The organism is Phycicoccus sp. 3266 (assembly GCF_031456495.1).
In the GTDB taxonomy this organism is placed as follows: Bacteria; Actinomycetota; Actinomycetes; order Actinomycetales; family Dermatophilaceae; genus Pedococcus.
The window spans coordinates 479,598-497,447 of the sequence record NZ_JAVDUW010000002.1 but is presented as its reverse complement, the minus strand read 5'-3'; the positions used below and the strand labels follow the sequence as shown (position 1 = coordinate 497,447).

Annotated in this window: 20 protein-coding genes; 7 read left to right on the top strand and 13 right to left on the bottom strand. The window is 73.7% G+C overall.

All coding sequences use genetic code 11. The features are described from left to right. Window positions 1-111 precede the first annotated feature (111 nt). On the top strand, window positions 112-951 hold the full coding sequence (locus J2X64_RS12205; protein ID WP_310154626.1) for an RIO1 family regulatory kinase/ATPase: 840 nt from the start codon (window positions 112-114) through the stop codon (window positions 949-951). Window positions 952-981: 30 nt separating this feature from the next. Beyond that, entirely contained in the window at window positions 982-1,767 is a 786-nt protein-coding gene (locus J2X64_RS12200; protein WP_310154623.1) for an alpha/beta hydrolase-fold protein, read from the top strand. A 58-nt stretch (window positions 1,768-1,825) separates the two neighbouring features. On the opposite strand, the gene J2X64_RS12195 is transcribed toward J2X64_RS12200, so the two are convergent. The 6 genes from J2X64_RS12195 to J2X64_RS12170 all read right to left on the bottom strand — a co-directional run bounded on the left by J2X64_RS12195 (window position 1,826) and on the right by J2X64_RS12170 (window position 7,652). Continuing rightward, window positions 1,826-3,112: a DUF6596 domain-containing protein gene (locus tag J2X64_RS12195; protein WP_310154619.1), complete on the bottom strand. Its 1,287-nt coding sequence runs from the start codon at window positions 3,110-3,112 to the stop codon at window positions 1,826-1,828. Between the two features lie 69 nt (window positions 3,113-3,181). After that, window positions 3,182-3,559 carry a YciI family protein gene (locus J2X64_RS12190; protein ID WP_310154616.1) on the bottom strand — a complete coding sequence of 126 codons (378 nt, stop codon included), beginning with the start codon at window positions 3,557-3,559 and terminating at the stop codon, window positions 3,182-3,184. A gap of 102 nt (window positions 3,560-3,661) precedes the next feature. Further along, complete coding sequence (locus J2X64_RS12185; RefSeq protein ID WP_310154613.1) at window positions 3,662-4,354, bottom strand: L,D-transpeptidase family protein; 693 nt, start codon at window positions 4,352-4,354, stop codon at window positions 3,662-3,664. Between the two features lie 136 nt (window positions 4,355-4,490). Continuing rightward, window positions 4,491-5,405, bottom strand: a complete 915-nt coding sequence (locus tag J2X64_RS12180; RefSeq protein WP_310154610.1) for a L,D-transpeptidase family protein — start codon at window positions 5,403-5,405, stop codon at window positions 4,491-4,493. Window positions 5,406-5,647: 242 nt separating this feature from the next. Further along, entirely contained in the window at window positions 5,648-6,559 is a 912-nt protein-coding gene (locus J2X64_RS12175) for a CoA ester lyase (protein WP_310154609.1), read from the bottom strand. Window position 6,560: 1 nt separating this feature from the next. Beyond that, entirely contained in the window at window positions 6,561-7,652 is a 1,092-nt protein-coding gene (locus tag J2X64_RS12170; protein ID WP_310154605.1) for a CoA ester lyase, read from the bottom strand. Between the two features lie 51 nt (window positions 7,653-7,703). Between J2X64_RS12170 and J2X64_RS12165 the strand changes: the two genes are divergently transcribed. Genes J2X64_RS12165 through J2X64_RS12150 form a run of 4 tightly spaced genes read left to right on the top strand, consistent with a single transcriptional unit; the run spans window position 7,704 to window position 11,300 of the window. Then, on the top strand, window positions 7,704-8,261 hold the full coding sequence (locus tag J2X64_RS12165; RefSeq protein ID WP_310154602.1) for a hypothetical protein: 558 nt from the start codon (window positions 7,704-7,706) through the stop codon (window positions 8,259-8,261). Window positions 8,262-8,302: 41 nt separating this feature from the next. Beyond that, a complete protein-coding gene (locus J2X64_RS12160) occupies window positions 8,303-9,577 on the top strand; it encodes a magnesium transporter MgtE N-terminal domain-containing protein (RefSeq protein WP_310154599.1) in 1,275 nt (424 codons plus the stop codon). Next, the gene (locus J2X64_RS12155; protein WP_310154597.1) at window positions 9,570-10,142 is read left to right on the top strand and encodes a DUF1003 domain-containing protein; all 573 of its coding nucleotides are present in this window, start codon (window positions 9,570-9,572) and stop codon (window positions 10,140-10,142) included. Before J2X64_RS12160 ends, J2X64_RS12155 begins: the two co-directional genes overlap by 8 nt. A gap of 9 nt (window positions 10,143-10,151) precedes the next feature. Next, window positions 10,152-11,300 carry a P-loop NTPase gene (locus J2X64_RS12150; protein ID WP_310154595.1) on the top strand — a complete coding sequence of 383 codons (1,149 nt, stop codon included), beginning with the start codon at window positions 10,152-10,154 and terminating at the stop codon, window positions 11,298-11,300. 114 nt (window positions 11,301-11,414) lie between these two features. On the opposite strand, the gene J2X64_RS12145 is transcribed toward J2X64_RS12150, so the two are convergent. From J2X64_RS12145 to sigE, 4 genes are all read right to left on the bottom strand, one after another. Further along, complete coding sequence (locus J2X64_RS12145; protein WP_310154591.1) at window positions 11,415-11,783, bottom strand: twin-arginine translocase TatA/TatE family subunit; 369 nt, start codon at window positions 11,781-11,783, stop codon at window positions 11,415-11,417. A gap of 12 nt (window positions 11,784-11,795) precedes the next feature. Then, entirely contained in the window at window positions 11,796-13,508 is a 1,713-nt protein-coding gene (locus tag J2X64_RS12140) for a trypsin-like peptidase domain-containing protein (protein ID WP_310154588.1), read from the bottom strand. Next, window positions 13,505-14,092 carry a hypothetical protein gene (locus J2X64_RS12135; RefSeq protein ID WP_310154585.1) on the bottom strand — a complete coding sequence of 196 codons (588 nt, stop codon included), beginning with the start codon at window positions 14,090-14,092 and terminating at the stop codon, window positions 13,505-13,507. The genes J2X64_RS12140 and J2X64_RS12135 overlap by 4 nt, the downstream gene beginning before the upstream one ends. 83 nt (window positions 14,093-14,175) lie before the next feature. Beyond that, window positions 14,176-14,814: an RNA polymerase sigma factor SigE gene (gene sigE / locus J2X64_RS12130; protein ID WP_310155865.1), complete on the bottom strand. Its 639-nt coding sequence runs from the start codon at window positions 14,812-14,814 to the stop codon at window positions 14,176-14,178. 164 nt (window positions 14,815-14,978) lie between these two features. On the opposite strand from sigE, the gene J2X64_RS12125 reads away from it, so the two are divergent. Then, window positions 14,979-15,611 (top strand): O-methyltransferase, encoded by a 633-nt coding sequence (locus J2X64_RS12125; RefSeq protein WP_310154582.1) that lies wholly within the window; start codon window positions 14,979-14,981, stop codon window positions 15,609-15,611. On the opposite strand, the gene J2X64_RS12120 is transcribed toward J2X64_RS12125, so the two are convergent. The 3 genes from J2X64_RS12120 to J2X64_RS12110 all read right to left on the bottom strand — a co-directional run bounded on the left by J2X64_RS12120 (window position 15,608) and on the right by J2X64_RS12110 (window position 17,770). Continuing rightward, on the bottom strand, window positions 15,608-15,964 hold the full coding sequence (locus tag J2X64_RS12120; protein ID WP_310154580.1) for a hypothetical protein: 357 nt from the start codon (window positions 15,962-15,964) through the stop codon (window positions 15,608-15,610). The genes J2X64_RS12125 and J2X64_RS12120 overlap by 4 nt on opposite strands. Next, a complete protein-coding gene (locus tag J2X64_RS12115) occupies window positions 15,961-17,478 on the bottom strand; it encodes a leucyl aminopeptidase family protein (protein WP_310154577.1) in 1,518 nt (505 codons plus the stop codon). Before J2X64_RS12115 ends, J2X64_RS12120 begins: the two co-directional genes overlap by 4 nt. Before the next feature lie 118 nt (window positions 17,479-17,596). Then, on the bottom strand, window positions 17,597-17,770 hold the full coding sequence (locus J2X64_RS12110; protein WP_082590346.1) for a DUF3117 domain-containing protein: 174 nt from the start codon (window positions 17,768-17,770) through the stop codon (window positions 17,597-17,599). Between the last annotated feature and the right edge of the window lie 80 nt (window positions 17,771-17,850).

The window sequence follows — 17,850 nt, the reverse complement described above, 5'->3', positions numbered from 1 at the left end:
GGCACGACTCGCTCGACGGGGCCACCACGTCGAACGGAAGGAGGGGCGACATGTCCACGACTGTCCCGGGCTGCCCTCGCGCCCACACCCCTTCTTCGATGGAGTCTTCCGTTGCACGCTTTTGGAGAGAACCCCGAGTTCTCGTTCGACAGCCTTCCTGACGCGCCGCCCGAGGGCGAGCGCTGGTCGAGCTGGGACGGTGCCACGCACGGTCCGAAACCCCGACCCGACTGGGTCATCACCGCCCTCGCAGCCGTCGAGGCCGACCTCGGCATCCTCAAGACCGGCAAGGAGGCCGACGTCCACGTCGTCCGCCGCTGGGTGCCCGACGGCACCGACCAGCCCGCGCTCGACACGTGGATGGCGGCCAAGCGGTACCGCACCACCGAGCACCGCATGTTCCACCGCGACGCCGGCTACCAGGAGGGCCGCCGGGTCCGCCGCAGCCGCGAGATGCGGGCCATGGCCCGGCGCACCGAGTTCGGCCGCGAGCTGCTGTCCGGCCAGTGGGCCTCGGCGGAGTTCGAGGCGCTCGGGCAGCTGTGGGAGCTCGGCCTGCCGGTCCCCTACCCGGTGCAGCTCAGCGACCGCGAGATGCTCATGGAGTTCATCGGCTCCGACGGCGAGGCGGCACCACGCCTGGCGCAGACGCGTCCGGCGCCTGACCTGCTCGCCGACCTCTTCGAGCAGCTCCGGCGGACGATGACGGTGCTCGCCGAGCACGGCTGGGCGCACGGCGACCTGTCGCCGTACAACGTGCTGGTCCACGACGAGCGGCTCGTCGTCATCGACTGGCCCCAGGTCGTCGACGTCATCGGCAACCCCCGCGGCTTCGAGTTCCTCGAGCGCGACGTCGCGAACATGTGCCGGTGGTTCCGGGCACGCGGCCTGGAGGCCGACGAGTCCGAGCTCATGGGCGACCTCGTCGCCGCGGCCACGTCACGCTGGTAGCCGGGCACCCGGCGTACCTAGGGTGGCGTCATGTCCACGATCCCCCGGCGAGCGCTGCTCGGCGGCGCCGCCGGGGCGGTCGCGCTCGGCCTCGCCGGGTGTGGCGCGGGCAGCCGCGCGGACGTGCTGGCGAGCGCAGGAACGCTGACCTCCCGGCACTGCCCCGGGCGCACCGTGCACTGGCAGCTCGCCCGACCCAAGGGCGTGCAGCGGCCGCCGCTGGTGGTCGTGCTGCACGGCAAGGGCGGTGACGCCAGCCACGCGTTCCGCATCCTGCACCTCGACGACCACGTCGCAGCCACCGGGCTCGCACTGGCGTCGGTCGACGGCGGCGACGACTACTGGCACCGGCGCCGGTCCGGGGTGGACCCGGGCGCGATGGTCGTCGACGACCTGATTCCATTGATGCGCAAGGAGACCGGCTACGAGGGCAGGATCGCCTTCCTCGGCTGGTCGATGGGCGGGTACGGCTCGCTGCTGCTCGCCAGCGAGCTGGGCCCCGAGCGCGTGTCCGCCGTGGTGGCAGAGAGCGCGGCGCTCTGGACGACCCCGGGTGCCAGCTCCCCCGGCGCCTTCGACGACCGCGAGGACTTCCTCGCCCACGACGTCTTCGCACCCGGGCGGCTCGCGGTGCTGCGCCGCATCCCGGTCCGGATGGACTGCGGGCGCTCCGACCCGTTCGTGTCCGGCAACCGCGCGTTCGCCCGCGCCCTGCCCTCGGCGCGGCTGACGGTCGACGACGGCGGCCACACCGCCGCCTACTGGCGCGACCACGCGGCCGCGCAGCTGCGCTGGGTCGCCGCACAGCCGCGCTGACCGGCACGCCTGCCGGGCACGGGCGCCGGTGGGCTCGTGGACCGGTGCGTCGGCCCGGTCAGCCGGGACTCGACAGCCGCGCGCGGTTCTCGTCGGCCCGGCGTTCGAGCACCACCCGCTCGGCGGCGTTCCGCGACCGGGCGGCTGCCTCGGCGAAGGCGGCCGCGGCCTCGGCGTGCCGAGAGGCGCGTTCGAGCAGGTCGCCCCGCACGCTGGGCAGCAGCGGCGAGCTCCCGAGCTCGTCGCCGCGCAGGGCGTCGAGCACGGCGAGCCCTGACGCGGGGCCGTGGGCGCGCCCGTGCGCGACGGCGCGGTTGACCTCGACGACCGGCCCCGGCGCGGCCTGCGCGAGGACGTCGTACAGGGCTGCGATCTGTGCCCAGTCGGTGTCCTCGGCGCGCCGTGCGCGGGCGTGCTGGGCGGCGATCGACGCCTGGAGGAAGTACGTCCCGACCGGCTTGCCCTGCGTGGCCAGCGCCCGCGCCTCCCGCAGCGCGGCCAGGCCGCGACGCACGAGCTCGTGGTCCCACCGCGACCGGTCCTGCGCCTCCAGCAGGACCGCGGCCCCCTCCTCGTCGACCCGCGCGGGCAGTCTTGAGGCCTGGAGCTCGAGGAGTGCCTGGAGGCCCAGGACCTCGGGCTCGTGCGGCGTGAGCCCGGCCAGCATCCGGGACAGGCGGATGGCCTCGGTCGCGAGGTCCGGCCGCAGCCAGCTCTCCCCCGATGCCGCCGCGTAGCCCTCGTTGAAGATCAGGTAGATCACGGCCATGACGTCGTCGAGGCGCTGGTCGCGCTCCGGACCGGTCGGGACGTCGAAGTCCGCGCGGGCCTCGGCGAGGGACTTCTTGGCCCGGGAGATCCGCTGGGCCATCGCGGGCTCGGTGGACAGGAACCCCCGCGCGATCTCGCTCGTGGTCAGGCCACCCACGAGGCGAAGGGTCAGGGCGGCCCTCGACTCAGGGCTCAGCGACGGGTGGCAGGTCAGGAACATCAGGCGCAGGACGTCGTCCTCGATGTGGTCGACCTGGTCGTCGAGGTCGGGCACGCGTCCCTCCTCTGCACCGGGTAGCGCGAGTGCGAGCCCCTCGACCTTGCGACGCAGGGTCTCGACTCGCCGGAAGTGGTCGACACCCCGGCGCTTGGCCGTGGTCATCAGCCAGGCGGCCGGGTTGGCCGGCACACCGGTCACCGGCCACTGCTCGAGGGCGGCGACCAGCGCGTCCTGGGCGAGATCCTCGGCCAGGTCGACGTCACGCGTCATCCGGGTGAGCGCACCGACCAGGCGCGCCGACTCGGCCCGCCACGCGGTGGTGATCGCTCCGGCGGTCGAGGCCTCGGTTGACACCCGTCGAGCCTACGAGACGGACGCCGCCGCCAGGCGGCGTCCGTCCCGTCGTGCTTCGGGCGGGCCTCGTCAGGCTCCCGCAGCCTCCGGCGGCGCCTCGGAGATCTGGCGCAGCGTCGCGACCATGCGGCACTCGGGCCAGTGCTTCGCGTGCAGGTCGGCGAACTCCTGCTGACCGGCGATCGCCTCCTCGACGGTGTCGTACTGCATGATCGCGAACCCGCCGACGACCTCCTTGGCCTCGGCGTAGGGGCCGTCGACGCGCGAGGTCTGGCCCTCGCGGACGACGAAGTTGACGGCGTCCTCGGTGCCGTAGAGGCCTCCCCCGTCGAGGAAGGTCCCCTTGGCCGCCTGCTCACCGATGTACACGTCCATCGCGTCCATCAGCGCCTGCGGCGGCGCCCCCGAGCCCTCTTCCATCCTGACGAATCCCATGAAGCGAGGCATCTGCTCGATCCTTCCGTTGTGAAGACGTGCACTGTCGCACGTACGTCGAACGGCGACCCCGGACTTCGACATGGGCCCCAGAAGTTTTTCCGGGTGCGCGCCTCAGTAGACCGTGACGCGGCGACCGAGGGGCACGCGGCCGGTCGCCCAGAGCATGTCCATCGCGGCGATGCTGACGCGGACGCAGCCGTGCGACGCGGGGTACGGGGGGACCGACCCGTAGCCGTGCAGCGCGATGCCGCCGTTGAAGTACGCCGGCCGCCACAGCGACCCCAGCGGCCCGGTGTCCCAGCCGTTCACCGTGCAATAGACGCGGAACGACCCCGTCGGGGTGTATGCCACGTGCCAGGCACCGCGGCTCCAGTAGCGCTGCCCCGAGCCGGTGCTCGTGTTGAGCGTCAGCACCAGCCGGCCGTCCACGGCATACACGAACAGCTGGCGGGCCTTGTCGATCTCCACCCAGGTGCCCGTCCGGGTGCGCACGCGGGGGCGGACGCCGGCGGCCAGCCGGCTCCAGGTGACGGGTCCGACGACGCCGTCACGGGTGATGCCGGCGGCCTTCTGCAGCGCGTAGACGGCCTGCTGGGTCAATGGGCCGAAGACGCCGTCGACGGTGCCGCACCAGTAGCGCAGCGCGGTCAACCGGCTCTGCAGGGTGCGCACCACCGTCCCCCTGCTGCCGAGCTGCACGGTGGGGTACGCCGCGTCGGCGCCTCCCGCCCCCACCAGGGTGAGTGCCCCCGCACCTGCCGTGACCGCCGCGGCCTGGAGCGCTGTGCGCCTCGTGATCTCCATGGCCCACCTCCGCTGCGTCCAGCACAGCGGAGGTGGGGGGCGAGCACCCGGGGAGAAGGTCCCGCGGGCGGTGGGCGGCGCGAACCCGACCGGCGGAGCCGTCACCGGGGACCGCCCGCCCCGTGGCGGGACCGGGTCAGTAGACGGTGACGCTGCTGCCGACCGGCATGAGGTCGTTCGCCCAGATCATGTCCATGGCGGGGTTGCTGACGCGGGCGCAGCCGTGCGACGCGGGGTAGCCGGGGATGGCACCGGCGCCGTGCACCGCGATGCCGCCGTTGAAGTACCGCGGACGCCACAGGTCACCGAGCGGGCCCTTGTCGAGGTGGTCGACGGTCCGGAAGACCCGGAACGACCCGGCCGGGGTCAGGGCGATGTGGTCGACCCCGTTGTAGGAGTAGTGCTGTCCGCTGCCGGTGCTGGTGTTGAGGATCGTCGTCACGCGACCACCGCGCACCACGAGCAGCAGCTGGCGCGCCTTGTCGATCTCCACCCCGGTGCCTCCGGTGCGGGACTGGGGACGGATCCCCGCCTGGAGCGCCCGTCGGGTCGCAGGGCCGAACACGCCGTCGCGCCCGAGCCCGGCCGCCTTCTGCAGCGCCATGACGGCCTGGGAGGTGAGGAAGCCGTAGGTGCCGTCGGCGCCACCGTTCCAGTAGCCGAGCTCGGTCAGCCGCTGCTGCACCTGCTTGACGTAGGGCCCCGAGTCACCGGCCTGGAGGGTGTCGCCCTCCTTCTTCTGGGTCGGCTTGGGCGTCGGGGTGGGCGTCTTGGTGGGGGTGGCGGGCTTCGTCGGCGACGTCGACGGGGTGCTGGTGGGGGTCGTCGGCGCCGAGGTCGGGGCCGTGGTGCCGGAGGGCTCCGGGGTCTCGCTCGTCGGGGACGGGGCCTCGCTGGTGGGGCTCGACGGCGACGTGCTGCTCGGGGCCGCGGACCCGGCGCTGGTCTGCGCGGTCTTCTGCCCGAACGTCACGCCCCCACAGCCCCCGAGCAGGAGGGCTGCGGCGACGGCCCCCCCGAGGGCGGCCGAGGTGGTGCGTGCGCGGTTCATGGTGTCCCCTTCCGTGGCCGGGTGCCCGGCCCACGAACGTCGAGCCTGCAGCCATGGTGACGCACGAGGCGGCCGTCAGGTTGTCTGCGACACCGACTGGGTCGCAGACCGTGACCAGAACGAGGCCGGACACAGTGGTGCGGCCGCCCTCCCCCCGAGGACGACCGCACCCTCCTAGACGCGCGCCCCGGGCGGGAGGTTGCCCCTCCCGGAAAGTTTTTTCTTCAACGACCTCGCGGCCGTCAGGCGTCGTCCGCCGCGAGGCCCGTGATCGCCTCGTGGACGGCCAGGACCCGCTGCGCGGTCTCGACGTGCAGGGCCTCCACCATCCGGCCGTTCAGCGTCACCACGCCCGTGCCGGCACCCGCCTCCCACGCCGCCAGGACCGCCCGGGCGTCCTCGACGGCCGCCTCGTCCGGCGCGAACGTCGCGTTGCAGGTCTCGACCTGACCGGGGTGCACGAGCGTCTTGCCGTCGAAGCCCATCTGGCGCCCCTGCCGGCACTCGGCCGCGAACCCCTCGGCGTCCACCACGTCGTTGAAGACGCCGTCGAGGATCACCGTGCCGGTCGCGCGCGCCGCGAGCAGGCACAGCGACAACCCGGTCAGGAGCGGCTGCCGTCCGGGCACGTGCTCGGCGTGCAGCTCCTTGGCCAGGTCGTTGGTGCCCATGACCAGCACCTCGAGCCGGTCGGACGCGGCCGCGATCTCCTCGCAGTGCAGCATCGCGGCGGGGGTCTCGACCATCGCCCACAGCTTCGTCCGCGCGGGGGCACCCGCCGCCTCCATGGCGGCCACCAGCGCGCGGACCTCGTCGGCGGAGCCGACCTTCGGCACGACGATGCCGTCCGGCCCGGCGGCGCACGCGGCAGCGAGGTCGTCCTCGTGCCAGCGGGTACCGAGGCCGTTGACCCGGATCGTCACCTCACGGCGGCCGTACTCCCCGGATCGCGCTGCGGCACAGGCGTTCTCGCGTGCCCGCTCCTTCGCGTCGGGGGCGACGGCGTCCTCGAGGTCGAGGATGAGGGCGTCGACCGGGAGCGTCTTCGCCTTCTCGAGCGCCCGCTCGTTGGACGCCGGCATGTAGAGGACCGAGCGGCGCGGACGGTGTGCCGCGGTGTCGCCCAGCGGCGCGTCCGCCGTGGTGCCAGCCACCTCAGGCACCCGCGCCTTCGCCTGAACCGGGCTGCACGGCATACAGCTGCGCTAGCTCGGGGTCGGTGGCGGCGAGCCGCTCCGCGAGCTCGAGCATCACCCGGCACTGCTTGAGCGAGGCGTCGTCCTCCATCTTGCCGTCGAGCATCACGGCGCCCGTGCCGTCGCCCATGGCCTCGACGACGCGGCGGGCGTGCGCGACGTCCTCCGCGGACGGGCTGAACACCTTCTTGGCGATGCCGATCTGCACCGGGTGGAGCGACCACGTGCCGACGCAGCCCAGCAGGAACGCGTTGCGGAACTGGTCCTCGCAGGCCACGACGTCGGCGATGTCCCCGAAGGGCCCGTAGTACGGGAAGATCCCGTGCATCGCGCAGGCGTCGACCATGCGGGCGATCGTGTAGTGCCACAGGTCCTGCTGGAACGTGGCTCGGGGCGCGTTGACCGCGTCCTCGACGCCGGCCGGCGGGTCCTGGCGGACGAGGTAGCCGGGGTGGCCCCCGCCGACCCGGGTCGTCTTCATCCGGCGGTCAGCCGCGAGGTCGGCCGGGCCGAGCGACATGCCCTGCATGCGCGGGCTGGAGCCGGCGATGGCCTCGACGTTCGCGACACCGCGCGCCGTCTCCAGGATCGCGTGGACGAGGACCGGTCGCGTGAGCCCTGCCTTCGCCTCGAGCTGGGCGAGCAGCCGGTCGACGTAGTGGATGTCCTCGGGCCCCTGGACCTTCGGCACCATGACGACGTCGAGCTTGTCCCCGATCTCGGTGACGAGCGTCGTGAGGTCGTCGAGCACCCACGGGCTGTCGAGGGCGTTGACGCGGGTCCACAGCTGGGTGCTGTCGCCGAAGTCGGTCGCCTTGGCGATCGCGACGAGGCCCTCACGGGCGGCGACCTTCTTGTCGGCCTTGACCGCGTCCTCGAGGTTGCCGAGCAGGACGTCGACCGTGCCGACCATGGCCGGCACCTTGGCCGCCATCTTCTCGTTGCTGGGGTCGAAGAAGTGGATGACGCGGGAGGGCCGGGCGGGCACCTCGGTCAGGGGCGCCGGGGCGCCGACGGCGAGCGGGGCGAAGAAGTCCTTGGGGCTGCGCACGCGGCGAAACTAGCAGCGCGGTTCACGGGGCGGTTATGACACAGTTCACGTGTGACCGAGACCGCGCCGCGACCCGCCGACGACGGGTCCCCGGCCGTGAACATCACGGCGCTGTTCGCCGAGGCCGCCACCAAGTCCGGGCTCATGTGGGTCCAGCCGCCGGACGACCGTGCGTGGCCCTTCTGGCACGCCTGGGCCGACGAGACCGTGTATGCCGTGTCCGGCCCCGGTGAGCAGACGCTGCCCTGGCTGCCCGCCGAGGTCGTGCTGCTGCTGCGCAGCAAGGACACCGGCGGCCGGCTGCTGGCGGTGCACGCGACGTGCGAGGACGTCACGCCGCAGGACGAGCGCTGGGCAGCGGCCACCGCCGCCCTGTCCGCGGCCCGTCTCAACGCGACCGACGACCTGCTGGACCGGTGGGCCCGCGAGTGCACCGTGCGCGCCTTCAGGCCGTTCGGCTCCCCGGTGGAGGCCCCCGGCAGCTACGGCACGGCCTCGGGCGCGGCCCCCGTCCCGCCGAGCACCGCCACGACGACGCACTGGCGGCCGTGGCACCTGCGCGGGCGACCGCGCCGGCGGCGGGGCACCCGTCGCCCGGACGACCGCTGAGCCTGCGGGCCGTGCACCGGCCCGGCGGATAGCCTTGCGGCGTGAGCACTCCGTCGCGCGTCTTCGTGGGCCGCCTGACCAGCCTGAGCGTCTTCGACCCGCTCGGCGACCAGGTCGGCCGGGTCCGCGACGTCGTGGTGACGTTCACCGCCTCCCGCCGCCGCCCTCGCGTCATCGGCCTCGTCGTCGAGGTGCCTGGCCGCCGCCGCGTGTTCGTGCCGATGACCCGGGTGACCTCCGTCGACGGCGGCCAGGTCATCACGACCGGGCTCGTGAACATGCGCCGGTTCGAGCAGCGCGCCAACGAGGTGCTCGTCATGGCCGAGATCCTCGAGCGGCCGGTCACCGTCAACGACCCCGAGGGCGCCTACGAGGCGACCGTCGAGGACGTCGCCATCGAGCGCGAGCGCGGCCGCGACTGGTCGATCTCCAAGGTGTACGTCCGGCAGGGCACGCAGAAGTCCTCGCTCGGGCCGTTCCGCCGCCGCCGGGGCACCACCGTGCTCGTGCCGGTCGAGGACGTCAGCGGCATCCACCGCCACGCCGAGGGGCAGTCGGCGGCGATGCTGCTCGAGACGTACGACGAGCTGAAGTCGGCCGACCTCGCCGAGGTGATCCACGACCTGCCCAAGCGCCGCCGCGCCGAGGTCGCCGAGGCGATGGACGACGCCCGCCTCGCCGACGTCCTCGAGGAGCTGCCCGAGGACGACCAGGTCGAGATCCTCGAGGGCCTGCCCGTCGACCGCGCGGCCGACGTGCTCGAGGCGATGGAGCCCGACGACGCGACCGACCTGCTGCACAACCTCCCGGAGGAGAAGCAGGAGGAGCTGCTGCGCCGGATGGAGCCCGACGAGGCCGCCGACCTGCGCCGCCTGCTGTCCTACGACGAGGAGTCGGCCGGCGGCATGATGACGACCGAGCCCGTCATCCTCGGCCCCGAGGCGTCGATCGCCGAGGCGCTCGCGGTCGTGCGGCGTGCAGAGATCTCCCCCGCCCTGGCGTCGACCGTCTACGTCTGCCGCGCGCCGCACGAGACCCCGACCGGCAAGTTCCTCGGCATCGTCCACATCCAGCGGCTGCTGCGCGAGCCCCCGCACGGCGCCATCGGCGCCATCCTCGACAAGGAGATCGAGCCGCTCACGGCCGACGCCCCGCTCGGCCAGGTGACCCGGATCCTCGCGACCTACAACCTCGTCGGCGTGCCCGTCGTCGACGACGAGGGCCGCCTCATCGGTGCCGTCACCGTCGACGACGTCCTCGACCACATCCTCCCCGACGACTGGCGCGAGGAGCGGCGCGAGGTGACCCATGGCTGAGCGCGAGCGCCGGCGGGACGCCTCGTCCCGGCTGGACCAGCCGCGCGACACCCGTCGCGCGGTGCTGCCCCGCCCCGCCCTGTCGCAGGAGACCTTCGGGCGCTGGAGCGAGGGCTTCGCCCGGTGGATGGGGACGGCGCAGTTCATCATCGCGATGACGGTGTTCGTCGTCGCCTGGGTGGGCTGGAACATCCTGTCCAGCCGCAGCCTGCACTTCGACGCCTACCCGTTCATCTTCCTGACCCTCATGCTCAGCCTCCAGGCGTCGTACGCCGCGCCGCTCATCCTGCTCGCGCAGAACCGCCAGGCCGACCGCGACCGCGTGGCGCTGGAGCAGGACCGCGCCCGGGACGAGCGGAACCTCGCCGACACCGAGTTCCTCACCCGCGAGGTGGCCGCCCTGCGGCACGCCATGCGCGACGCCGCGACCCGGGACTTCGTCCGCTCCGAGCTGCGCAGCCTGCTCGAGGAGTTCGAGGAGCGCGGGCTCGAGGTGCGCCGACGTGACGAGGCCGACAGCCGCGAGGAGACGGGCGGGTCGGCCCCGGAGACCGCGGCGACCTAGCATGGAGGCATGTCCGCCCCCTCTGCAGCACCGGTGACCGACGACGCCCTCCGGCAGGCGCTGGCCACGGTCATCGACCCCGAGATCCGCAAGCCCGTCACCGAGCTGGGGATGGTCGAGAGCTGCACGGTCGACGAGGCCGGTCGCGTCGCGGTGACGATCCTGCTCACCGTGTCGGGCTGCCCGATGAAGGACACCCTGACCAAGGACACCACCGCGGCCCTCGCCAAGGTGCCCGGTGTCACCGGCGTGACGGTCTCCCTCGGGGTCATGAGCGACGAGCAGCGCACCAAGCTCCGCGAGCAGCTGCGCGGCGGGACGCCCGAGCGCGAGATCCCGTTCGCCCGGCCCGGCTCCCTCACGCGCGTGTATGCCGTGGCCTCCGGAAAGGGCGGCGTCGGCAAGTCGTCCGTGACGGTGAACCTCGCCGCGTCCCTGGCCGAGAGCGGCCTGCGCGTGGGCGTGGTCGACGCGGACGTCTACGGCTTCTCCGTGCCGCGCATGCTCGGCGTGGAGCACCGGCCCACGCAGGTCGACGACATGATCCTGCCGCCCGTCAGCCACGACGTGAAGGTCATCTCGATCGGCATGTTCGTGCCCGGCAACCAGCCCGTCGTGTGGCGCGGGCCGATGCTGCACCGCGCGCTGCAGCAGTTCCTCGGCGACGTCTTCTGGGGCGACCTCGACGTCCTGCTCCTCGACCTGCCGCCCGGTACCGGCGACATCGCGATCTCGGTGGCGCAGCTCATCCCGACCGCGGAGATCCTCGTCGTGACGACGCCGCAGCAGGCGGCCGCCGAGGTGGCCGAGCGCGCGGGCTCGATCGCGCTGCAGACCCACCAGCGCATCGTCGGCGTCATCGAGAACATGTCGTGGCTCGAGCTGCCGGACGGCTCGCGCCAGGAGATCTTCGGCTCCGGCGGCGGCCAGGCGGTCTCGGAGTCGCTCACCCGCGCGGTCGGCGCCCCGGTGCCGCTGCTCGGGCAGATCCCGCTCGACACGAACCTGCGCGAGGGCGCGGACGAGGGCAACCCCGTCGTCCTGCGCGACCCCGACTCGCCGGCCGCGGTCGCCCTGCGCGGGATCGCCCGCGGTCTCGGCACGCGCTCACGCGGCCTGGCCGGGCGTTCGCTGGGTCTGTCCCCCGTCGGCCGCTAGCCGCCGGGGGCGCACGCACCCGCCCTTGCGCCGGTCAGCGCGCAGATCTCCGTCCCACTGCGCAGCGAGCGGGTCAGCGCGCAGTGGCACGCCGGTCTGTGCGCGGACGCGCGATCAGGTGGCGTCGTCGTCGAAGGGCGTCGGCAGCGACGGGTCGCGGGACACCGGGCCCGAGCCGGGTGACGCGGCCGCCCCGGTGGTGGCCGCCGAGGTCTCCGGCTCGAACGGTGTCGGGTCCATGAGCGCCTCGCGCACGATGCGGCGCGGGTCGTACTGGCGCGGGTCGTACTGGCGCCAGTCGATGTCGTCGAACTCGGGCCCCATCTGCTCGCGCAACTGACCCTTCGCACCCTCGGCCATCGCGCGCGCCTGGCGCACGAGCCGGCCCAGCTTCGCGGCATACTCCGGGAGCCGCTCGGGGCCCAGGATCACCACCGCGAGCACGATCAGCAGGATGAACTCCCAGCCGTTGACGCCTGCCACGAGCCCTCCTGCTCAGCTGCCGGACTTGCCGGCCAAGGTCAGTGTGACCTCGATGGTCTCACTGCCGCGCCGGACCGTCATCGACACCCGGTCACCGACGCTCTTGGCACGGATGGCCACGACGAGGTCGTCGGCACTGGTGACCTTGCGGCCGTCGAACTCGACGATGATGTCACCCGCCTTGACGCCTGCCTTGCCGGCGGGGCCGGACGGGTCGACCGGGTCGCCGCTGTCCGAGGTCGCCTTCGGCAGGACCCGGACGCCGTCGCCGGTGTACTGACGGTCGAGCACGACCCCGATGACCGGGTGCTGGGCCGAGCCGGTCTTGATGAGCTGCTCGGCGGTCTTGACGACCTGGTCGCTCGGGATCGAGAAGCCGACGCCGATGTTGCCGGACTGGGTGTCGGTCGAGCCCGGGATGCGCGCGATCGCCGAGTTCACGCCGATCACCTCGCCGCGCATGTTGAGCAGCGGGCCGCCGCTGTTGCCCGGGTTGATCGCCGCGTCGGTCTGGATGGCGTTGATGTAGGACTGCTGGTCGCCGTCGCCGCCGGGGCTCACCGGCCGGTTCAGCGCGCTCACGATGCCGCTGGTCACGGTCGACTCGAGCCCGAGCGGGGCGCCGACCGCGATGACCTGGTCGCCGACGACGACGTCCTTGGAGGCGCCCATGGTGAGCGGCTCGAGGCCGGTGCGCTCGGTCTTGAGGACGGCGAGGTCGTACGACGCGTCGCGGCCGACGATGGTGGCGGCGATCTCCGAGCCGTTCGAGAGCTCGATCTTGATCGTGCCGTTGTTCGCGGCGCTGGCGACCACGTGGTTGTTGGTGATGATGTGGCCGTCGCGGTCCAGGACGAAGCCCGAGCCGGTCCCCGCACCGTCGGCGCCGCGCACCTTGATGGTGACGACGCTCGGCAGCGCCTTGGCTGCGATGTTCGGGATGGATCCCTCCGGGCGCGCGGTCGACCCGGTCCCGGCCGTCGGGATCGAGGACGGCGCGCGGTCCAGGCGGCCGAAGTCGACGCGGTCGGTCGCGCCGAGCCAGCCGCCGAACATGCCACCGAGCACGGCGGCGACGAGCGCGGCAGCCGCGGCGACGGCCACGAGGGCACCCCAGCCGGGACCCTTCTGCTGCGGCGCGGTCGCGGGAACGGGGTGGGCACCGGACCACGGAGCCGCGCTGCCGGCATACCCGGCGTCGGCGGAGGGCGCGGTGATCGGGTCCCAGCCACTGCCCGGCAGGCCCGCCGCGGAGGCACCCTGCGGGTGGGCGGGCTGCTCCTGGCCGGACGGCTGCTGGGCTGACGGCTCCTGGCCGGACGGCTGCTGGGCTGACGGCTGCTGGTGGGCGGAAGCTTGCGTGGGCCAGCCCGTGGGCTCCTGCGCCCAGACCGGCTGCGGAGTCGCCTCGGCCTGCGACCCACCGGTGGGCTCCCCCTGAGCGGACGCGGGGGCCCCTGCCGTCGGCGTCCACGGGGCGGGCTCGGCAGCTGCGCCGCCCGTGGGCGCGGGCGCACCGGAGGCGCCGAGCTCCCGGGTGTGCGACAGGTCGACGGGCTGCGTGTGCTCGACCGGTCGCGGCGGCGCCCACGGGTCCCAGTGGTCGGGAGCCTGCACGGGCTGGGTGTCCTGCGGCTCGACGGCGGGAGCAGGGTCGGCCGGTGCGGCAGCGCGCTCGTCGTCGGCGCCCTGAGGACTCGCCTCGGGGTCGCGCTCGTTGGTCATGGCGTCGATTCTGCCGAACGTTGGCGCGCTCCGCTGACAGTGGGTCCGACGTTGCGGGCCGACACCGCGGTCCCTGCGGAGCTGCCGAGACCGCGCACGGTGAAGGCGGCGGTGGCGAAGCCGGGCTGCGCCGACCGCGTGCGCTGCACCGCGGGCGAGGCAGGGGTGGTGGGCGACGGCGCACCCGCTCCACCGGTCACGACCAGCCCCCAGGCGGCCGCCGCCGTGGCTCCCGCTGCGATGCCGGCGAAGACGGTCGCGCGACGCACCGACCGGTGCATCGCGGGCGCGCCCCGGTCGACGACCGGTACGGGGGCCACGGGCACGGGCGGCAGGAAGTGCGGACCGGCGCCGGCCCGCGCCGCGCCCCGGCCCGGACCCGCCCCGGCGGGGACATCGGCCGTCCCCTGCTCGAGCGCCTGCTCGGCGACGGCGAGCAGGAGGGAGCGCAGGTCGCCCGGCACCGCGGAGCAGGCCGGTGCCCGCAGGGCGTCGAGGACCCGGCGCTCCTGCTCGACGAGCGCCCGGCAGCGGGTGCAGGCGACGAGGTGGCGGTCCCAGTGGAGCAGGCTCGCAGCGTCCATGGCCCGGTCCGCGTAGGCGGTCAGGCGGTCGCCGAGGCACCGGCCGCCCCGCGGCGCCGGCCCCCCGACCAGCCCGAGGCGGGTCACCGCGACCCCGGCACCGCCCGGCCCAGCACCGGCAGCCGGCGCCGCGGGCTGGCGGGACGCTCGGAGTCCGTCGCGGGGCGTCCCAGCGAGGGGTCGCGGTGGGCCAGCGACTCGCGCAGCTGGGCGCGGCCGCGGTGGATGCGCGAGCGCACGGTGCCCAGCTTGATGCCGAGCGTGGCCGCGATCTCCTCGTAGGACAGGCCCTCGATGTCGCAGAGCACGACCGCCGCGCGGAACTCCGGCGACAGAGCGTCGAGCGCCCGCTGGACGTCGTCGTCGAAGTGCGTCGCGTCGTACGTCGCCTCGGGGCCCAGGTCACGGCTGGGCAGGCGGGCGGCGGACTCGTCGGAGAGGGCGTCGAAGCGGATGCGCTGCTTGCGGCGCATCTTGTCGAGGAAGACGTTGGTGGTGATGCGGTGCAGCCAGCCCTCGAAGGTGCCGGGCTGGTAGGAGTGCAGCGAGCGGAAGACGCGGATGAACACGTCGTGCGTGAGGTCCTCGGCGTCGTGCGGGTTGCCGGTGAGACGGTACGCGAGCCGGTACACCCGGGCCGAGTGCTGCTCGACGATCTCCTCCCACGTGGGCGGGACCCACGCGGGCTGCTCCTGGCCCTCTGCCCGGGGCGTGCCGATCATGTCGGTCGCGGTCACGTCCCTCACCTCCGGTCGGCGCACCCGGGGGTGCGTGCTGTGCACTCGGTCCAGACGACCGACTGCTCCGAATCGTTCCCGACCAACCTGAGGGTTTCCTGTACGTCTGCGGTCCGGGGAGCAACGCCCACGGCAGTAGGGTTTGCGCCATGAGTGCACAGAAGCCCGCAAGCTGGGCGTATGCCGAGGAGTTCGTGACCGAGAACGAGGTCATCGAGTCCGCCCGGCACCGCGGCGAGGAGCTGGGGGCGGTGCCCGTGGGCAACGGCGCCGGCGTCCTGCTGCGCCTGCTGGCGGCAGCCGTGCGCGCCCGGTCGGTCGTCGAGATCGGCACCGGCGGCGGCACGTCCGGCCTGTGGCTCCTGCAGGGGATGCCCGAGGACGGCATCCTCACGACCATCGACGTCGAGGCCGAGCACCAGGGCGCGGCCCGCAAGGCCTACGCCGAGGCCGGGATCGCCCACCAGCGCACCCGCGTCATCACCGGGCGGGCCCTCGACGTCCTGCCGCGCATGACCGACGGCGCCTACGACATGGTGGTCGTGGACGCCGACAAGCGGGAGTACCCCGAGTACGTCGACCACGCGATCCGGCTGCTGCGCTCGGGCGGGGTGCTCGTCCTGGACAACATGCTCTGGCACGACAAGGTCGCCGACCCCGCCGCCCGCGACGCCGAGACCACCATCCTCCGTGACCTCGGCAAGCGGCTGCGCGACGACGAGCGCCTCGTCCCGGCCCTGCTGCCCGTGGGCGACGGAGTGCTCGCGGCCGTCAAGCGCTAGGCGGTACCCGGGCCGGGGCCGCGACGGAAGCCCTCGGGGCCCTCGGCGATCGCCACGACCTCGAACGGCTCCACGAGCACGGGTGCCGACCCGATGATCTTGCTGCCGGCCGACTCGGCCGCGCCCACGCTGAACTCCTTCTGGAAGTCGTCGCGGTAGACGGCCTGGTCGAAGACGTAGGTCCCCTCGAACCAGCTGCCCTCGACCATGCGCCACGTCTTGAACGCGAGCCCGTCGAGGAACATGAACTTCGCCATCGACGTCCCGACGACGTAGTCACGCAGCTTGCCCGCCACGTCGGCGGGTGCCTCCTCCAGGGACCAGCGGACGGTCAACCCGTATCCGGCGTTCATCGCATCTCCTCCAGCCAGTGCAGGAGCAGCCGGGCACCGAAGCCCGTGCCGCCCTTGGTGTGGAGCCCGCTGTCGACGTCGGAGCGGCCGACCCCGGCGATGTCGAGGTGCGCCCAGCTCCGCGAGCCCGCGAACTCCCGGAGGAACAATGCTGCCGAGATCGAGCCGGCTCCGCCGCCGATGCCCGCGATGTGGTTGATGTCGGCGACGTCGCTGTCGAGGTTGGGCCGGTAGTCCTCCACCAGCGGGAACGGCCACAGCCGCTCCCCGGTGGCCTCCCCGGCCCGGACGAGCGCCTCACCGACGGCGTCGTCGGTGGCGTACACGGGCGCCATCGAGCGCCCCAGGGCGACACGGGCGGCGCCCGTCAGGGTCGCGATGTCGAGCAGGACGTCGGGCTCGAGCTCGAGGTCGGCGTATGCCAGGGCGTCGGCCATCACGAGCCGCCCCTCGGCGTCGGTGTTGCCGATCTCGACCGTGCGGCCGCCGTAGTGGGTGATGACGTCGCCGGGCCGGTAGGACGCGGCTCCCACCGCGTTCTCCGCGAGCGCGAGCAGGCCGGTGACCCGCACCGGCACGGCCAGGTCGCGGCACGCGGCCAGGACGGACAGGACGATGCCGGCGCCGCTCATGTCGGTCTTCATGGCGAGCATGCCCTCGGCCGGCTTGATGTCCAGGCCGCCGGTGTCGAAGGTGATGCCCTTGCCGACGAGCACGACGTGCGGCGTGCGCGCGCCGGCTCCCTCGGGGGTCCAGTCGAGCCGGACGAGGCGCGGCGGGGTGGCCGAAGCGGCGCCGACGGCGAGCAGGCCGCCGAAGCCCCCGGCGCGCAGCTCGCGCTCGTTCCACACGGTCACGTCGAGGCCGTGGCGCCGTCCCAGCGTCCGGGCCTGGGCGGCGACCCAGGCCGGGTTCTTGGTGTTCGACGGGACGACCGCCAGGTTGCGGGCGAGCATGGTGGCGGTGGCGCGTCGCACCGAGCGGCGAACGACGTCCCCGTCGTACGGGCCCACCAGCGCGACGACGGCCACGGGTGCGGGAGTCGGGGTGGTGCGGTCGCTGAGCCACCGCGGGCTGGCGTACCCACCGAGGGCGAGCCCTTCGGCGAGCGCCGACTGCGTCGCCAGCGGTTCCCCGGCCCCGATGGTGGTGACGAGGGCCGAGCGTCCCCGCACCGCGCGGCCGAGCGCTGCGCCGGCCGACCGGAGGTCCGCGGCCGAACCGGTCCCCACGCCCACGAGCAGGATGGTGCGTGCAGCCCGCTCCCCCGGGGCCAGGGGCACGGCCGTGACCGCGCCGGCGGCCACGGGCGGCTCCCAGGTCGCCCGCACCGACGTGGCGTCGAGGCCGACCAGCTCGAGCGCCTCGGCCCCGGACGCGTCGACGCCTGCCTCACCGACGGCGACCGCCAGGGCGAGGTCGCCCGGCTCGTGGTCGGCGAGGACGTCCGCGAGGGGTCGGTCCTGGACGGACCAGTCGCTGGTGGGGGGGTTCAGGAGCTCGGGGTCTGGCACGGCCCCGACCCTACCCACCCGGCCGGACCGGCCGGCATACCGCCGCCGCACCCACGGGGACGACGAAGGACCCCGGCCGGGCGTCCCGGCGGGGGTCCTTCGTGGTGGGGCCGAAGGGTTACTTCAGGCCCTCGCAGTTGTCGATGGCGTCGCCGAGGGCACGCACCTCGTCAGGGGTCATCTCGACGACGAGCCGACCGCCACCCTCCAGGGGCATGCGCAGCACGATGCCGCGACCCTCCTTGGTCACCTCGAGCGGGCCGTCGCCGGTCCTCGGCTTCATTGCCGCCATGGGGATGTGTCCCTTCCGTCAGGCGTGGTTTTGGCTGGGCACACGGGTCCACGCCAGTGGTCGTCGGTCAGCAGGTGCGC

Bases quoted from the DNA above. Each gene is read 5' to 3' on its own strand.
- J2X64_RS12200 (WP_310154623.1), top strand. From the start codon at position 982: ATGTCCACGATCCCCCGGCGAGCGCTGCTCGGCGGCGCCGCCGGGGCG.
- J2X64_RS12190 (WP_310154616.1), bottom strand. From the start codon at position 3,559: ATGCCTCGCTTCATGGGATTCGTCAGGATGGAAGAGGGCTCGGGGGCG.
- J2X64_RS12185 (WP_310154613.1), bottom strand. From the start codon at position 4,354: ATGGAGATCACGAGGCGCACAGCGCTCCAGGCCGCGGCGGTCACGGCA.
- J2X64_RS12180 (WP_310154610.1), bottom strand. From the start codon at position 5,405: ATGAACCGCGCACGCACCACCTCGGCCGCCCTCGGGGGGGCCGTCGCC.
- J2X64_RS12155 (WP_310154597.1), top strand. From the start codon at position 9,570: ATGGCTGAGCGCGAGCGCCGGCGGGACGCCTCGTCCCGGCTGGACCAG.
- J2X64_RS12150 (WP_310154595.1), top strand. From the start codon at position 10,152: ATGTCCGCCCCCTCTGCAGCACCGGTGACCGACGACGCCCTCCGGCAG.
- J2X64_RS12140 (WP_310154588.1), bottom strand. From the start codon at position 13,508: ATGACCAACGAGCGCGACCCCGAGGCGAGTCCTCAGGGCGCCGACGAC.
- J2X64_RS12135 (WP_310154585.1), bottom strand. From the start codon at position 14,092: ATGGACGCTGCGAGCCTGCTCCACTGGGACCGCCACCTCGTCGCCTGC.
- sigE (WP_310155865.1), bottom strand. From the start codon at position 14,814: ATGATCGGCACGCCCCGGGCAGAGGGCCAGGAGCAGCCCGCGTGGGTC.
- J2X64_RS12125 (WP_310154582.1), top strand. From the start codon at position 14,979: ATGAGTGCACAGAAGCCCGCAAGCTGGGCGTATGCCGAGGAGTTCGTG.
- J2X64_RS12120 (WP_310154580.1), bottom strand. From the start codon at position 15,964: ATGAACGCCGGATACGGGTTGACCGTCCGCTGGTCCCTGGAGGAGGCA.
- J2X64_RS12110 (WP_082590346.1), bottom strand. From the start codon at position 17,770: ATGGCGGCAATGAAGCCGAGGACCGGCGACGGCCCGCTCGAGGTGACC.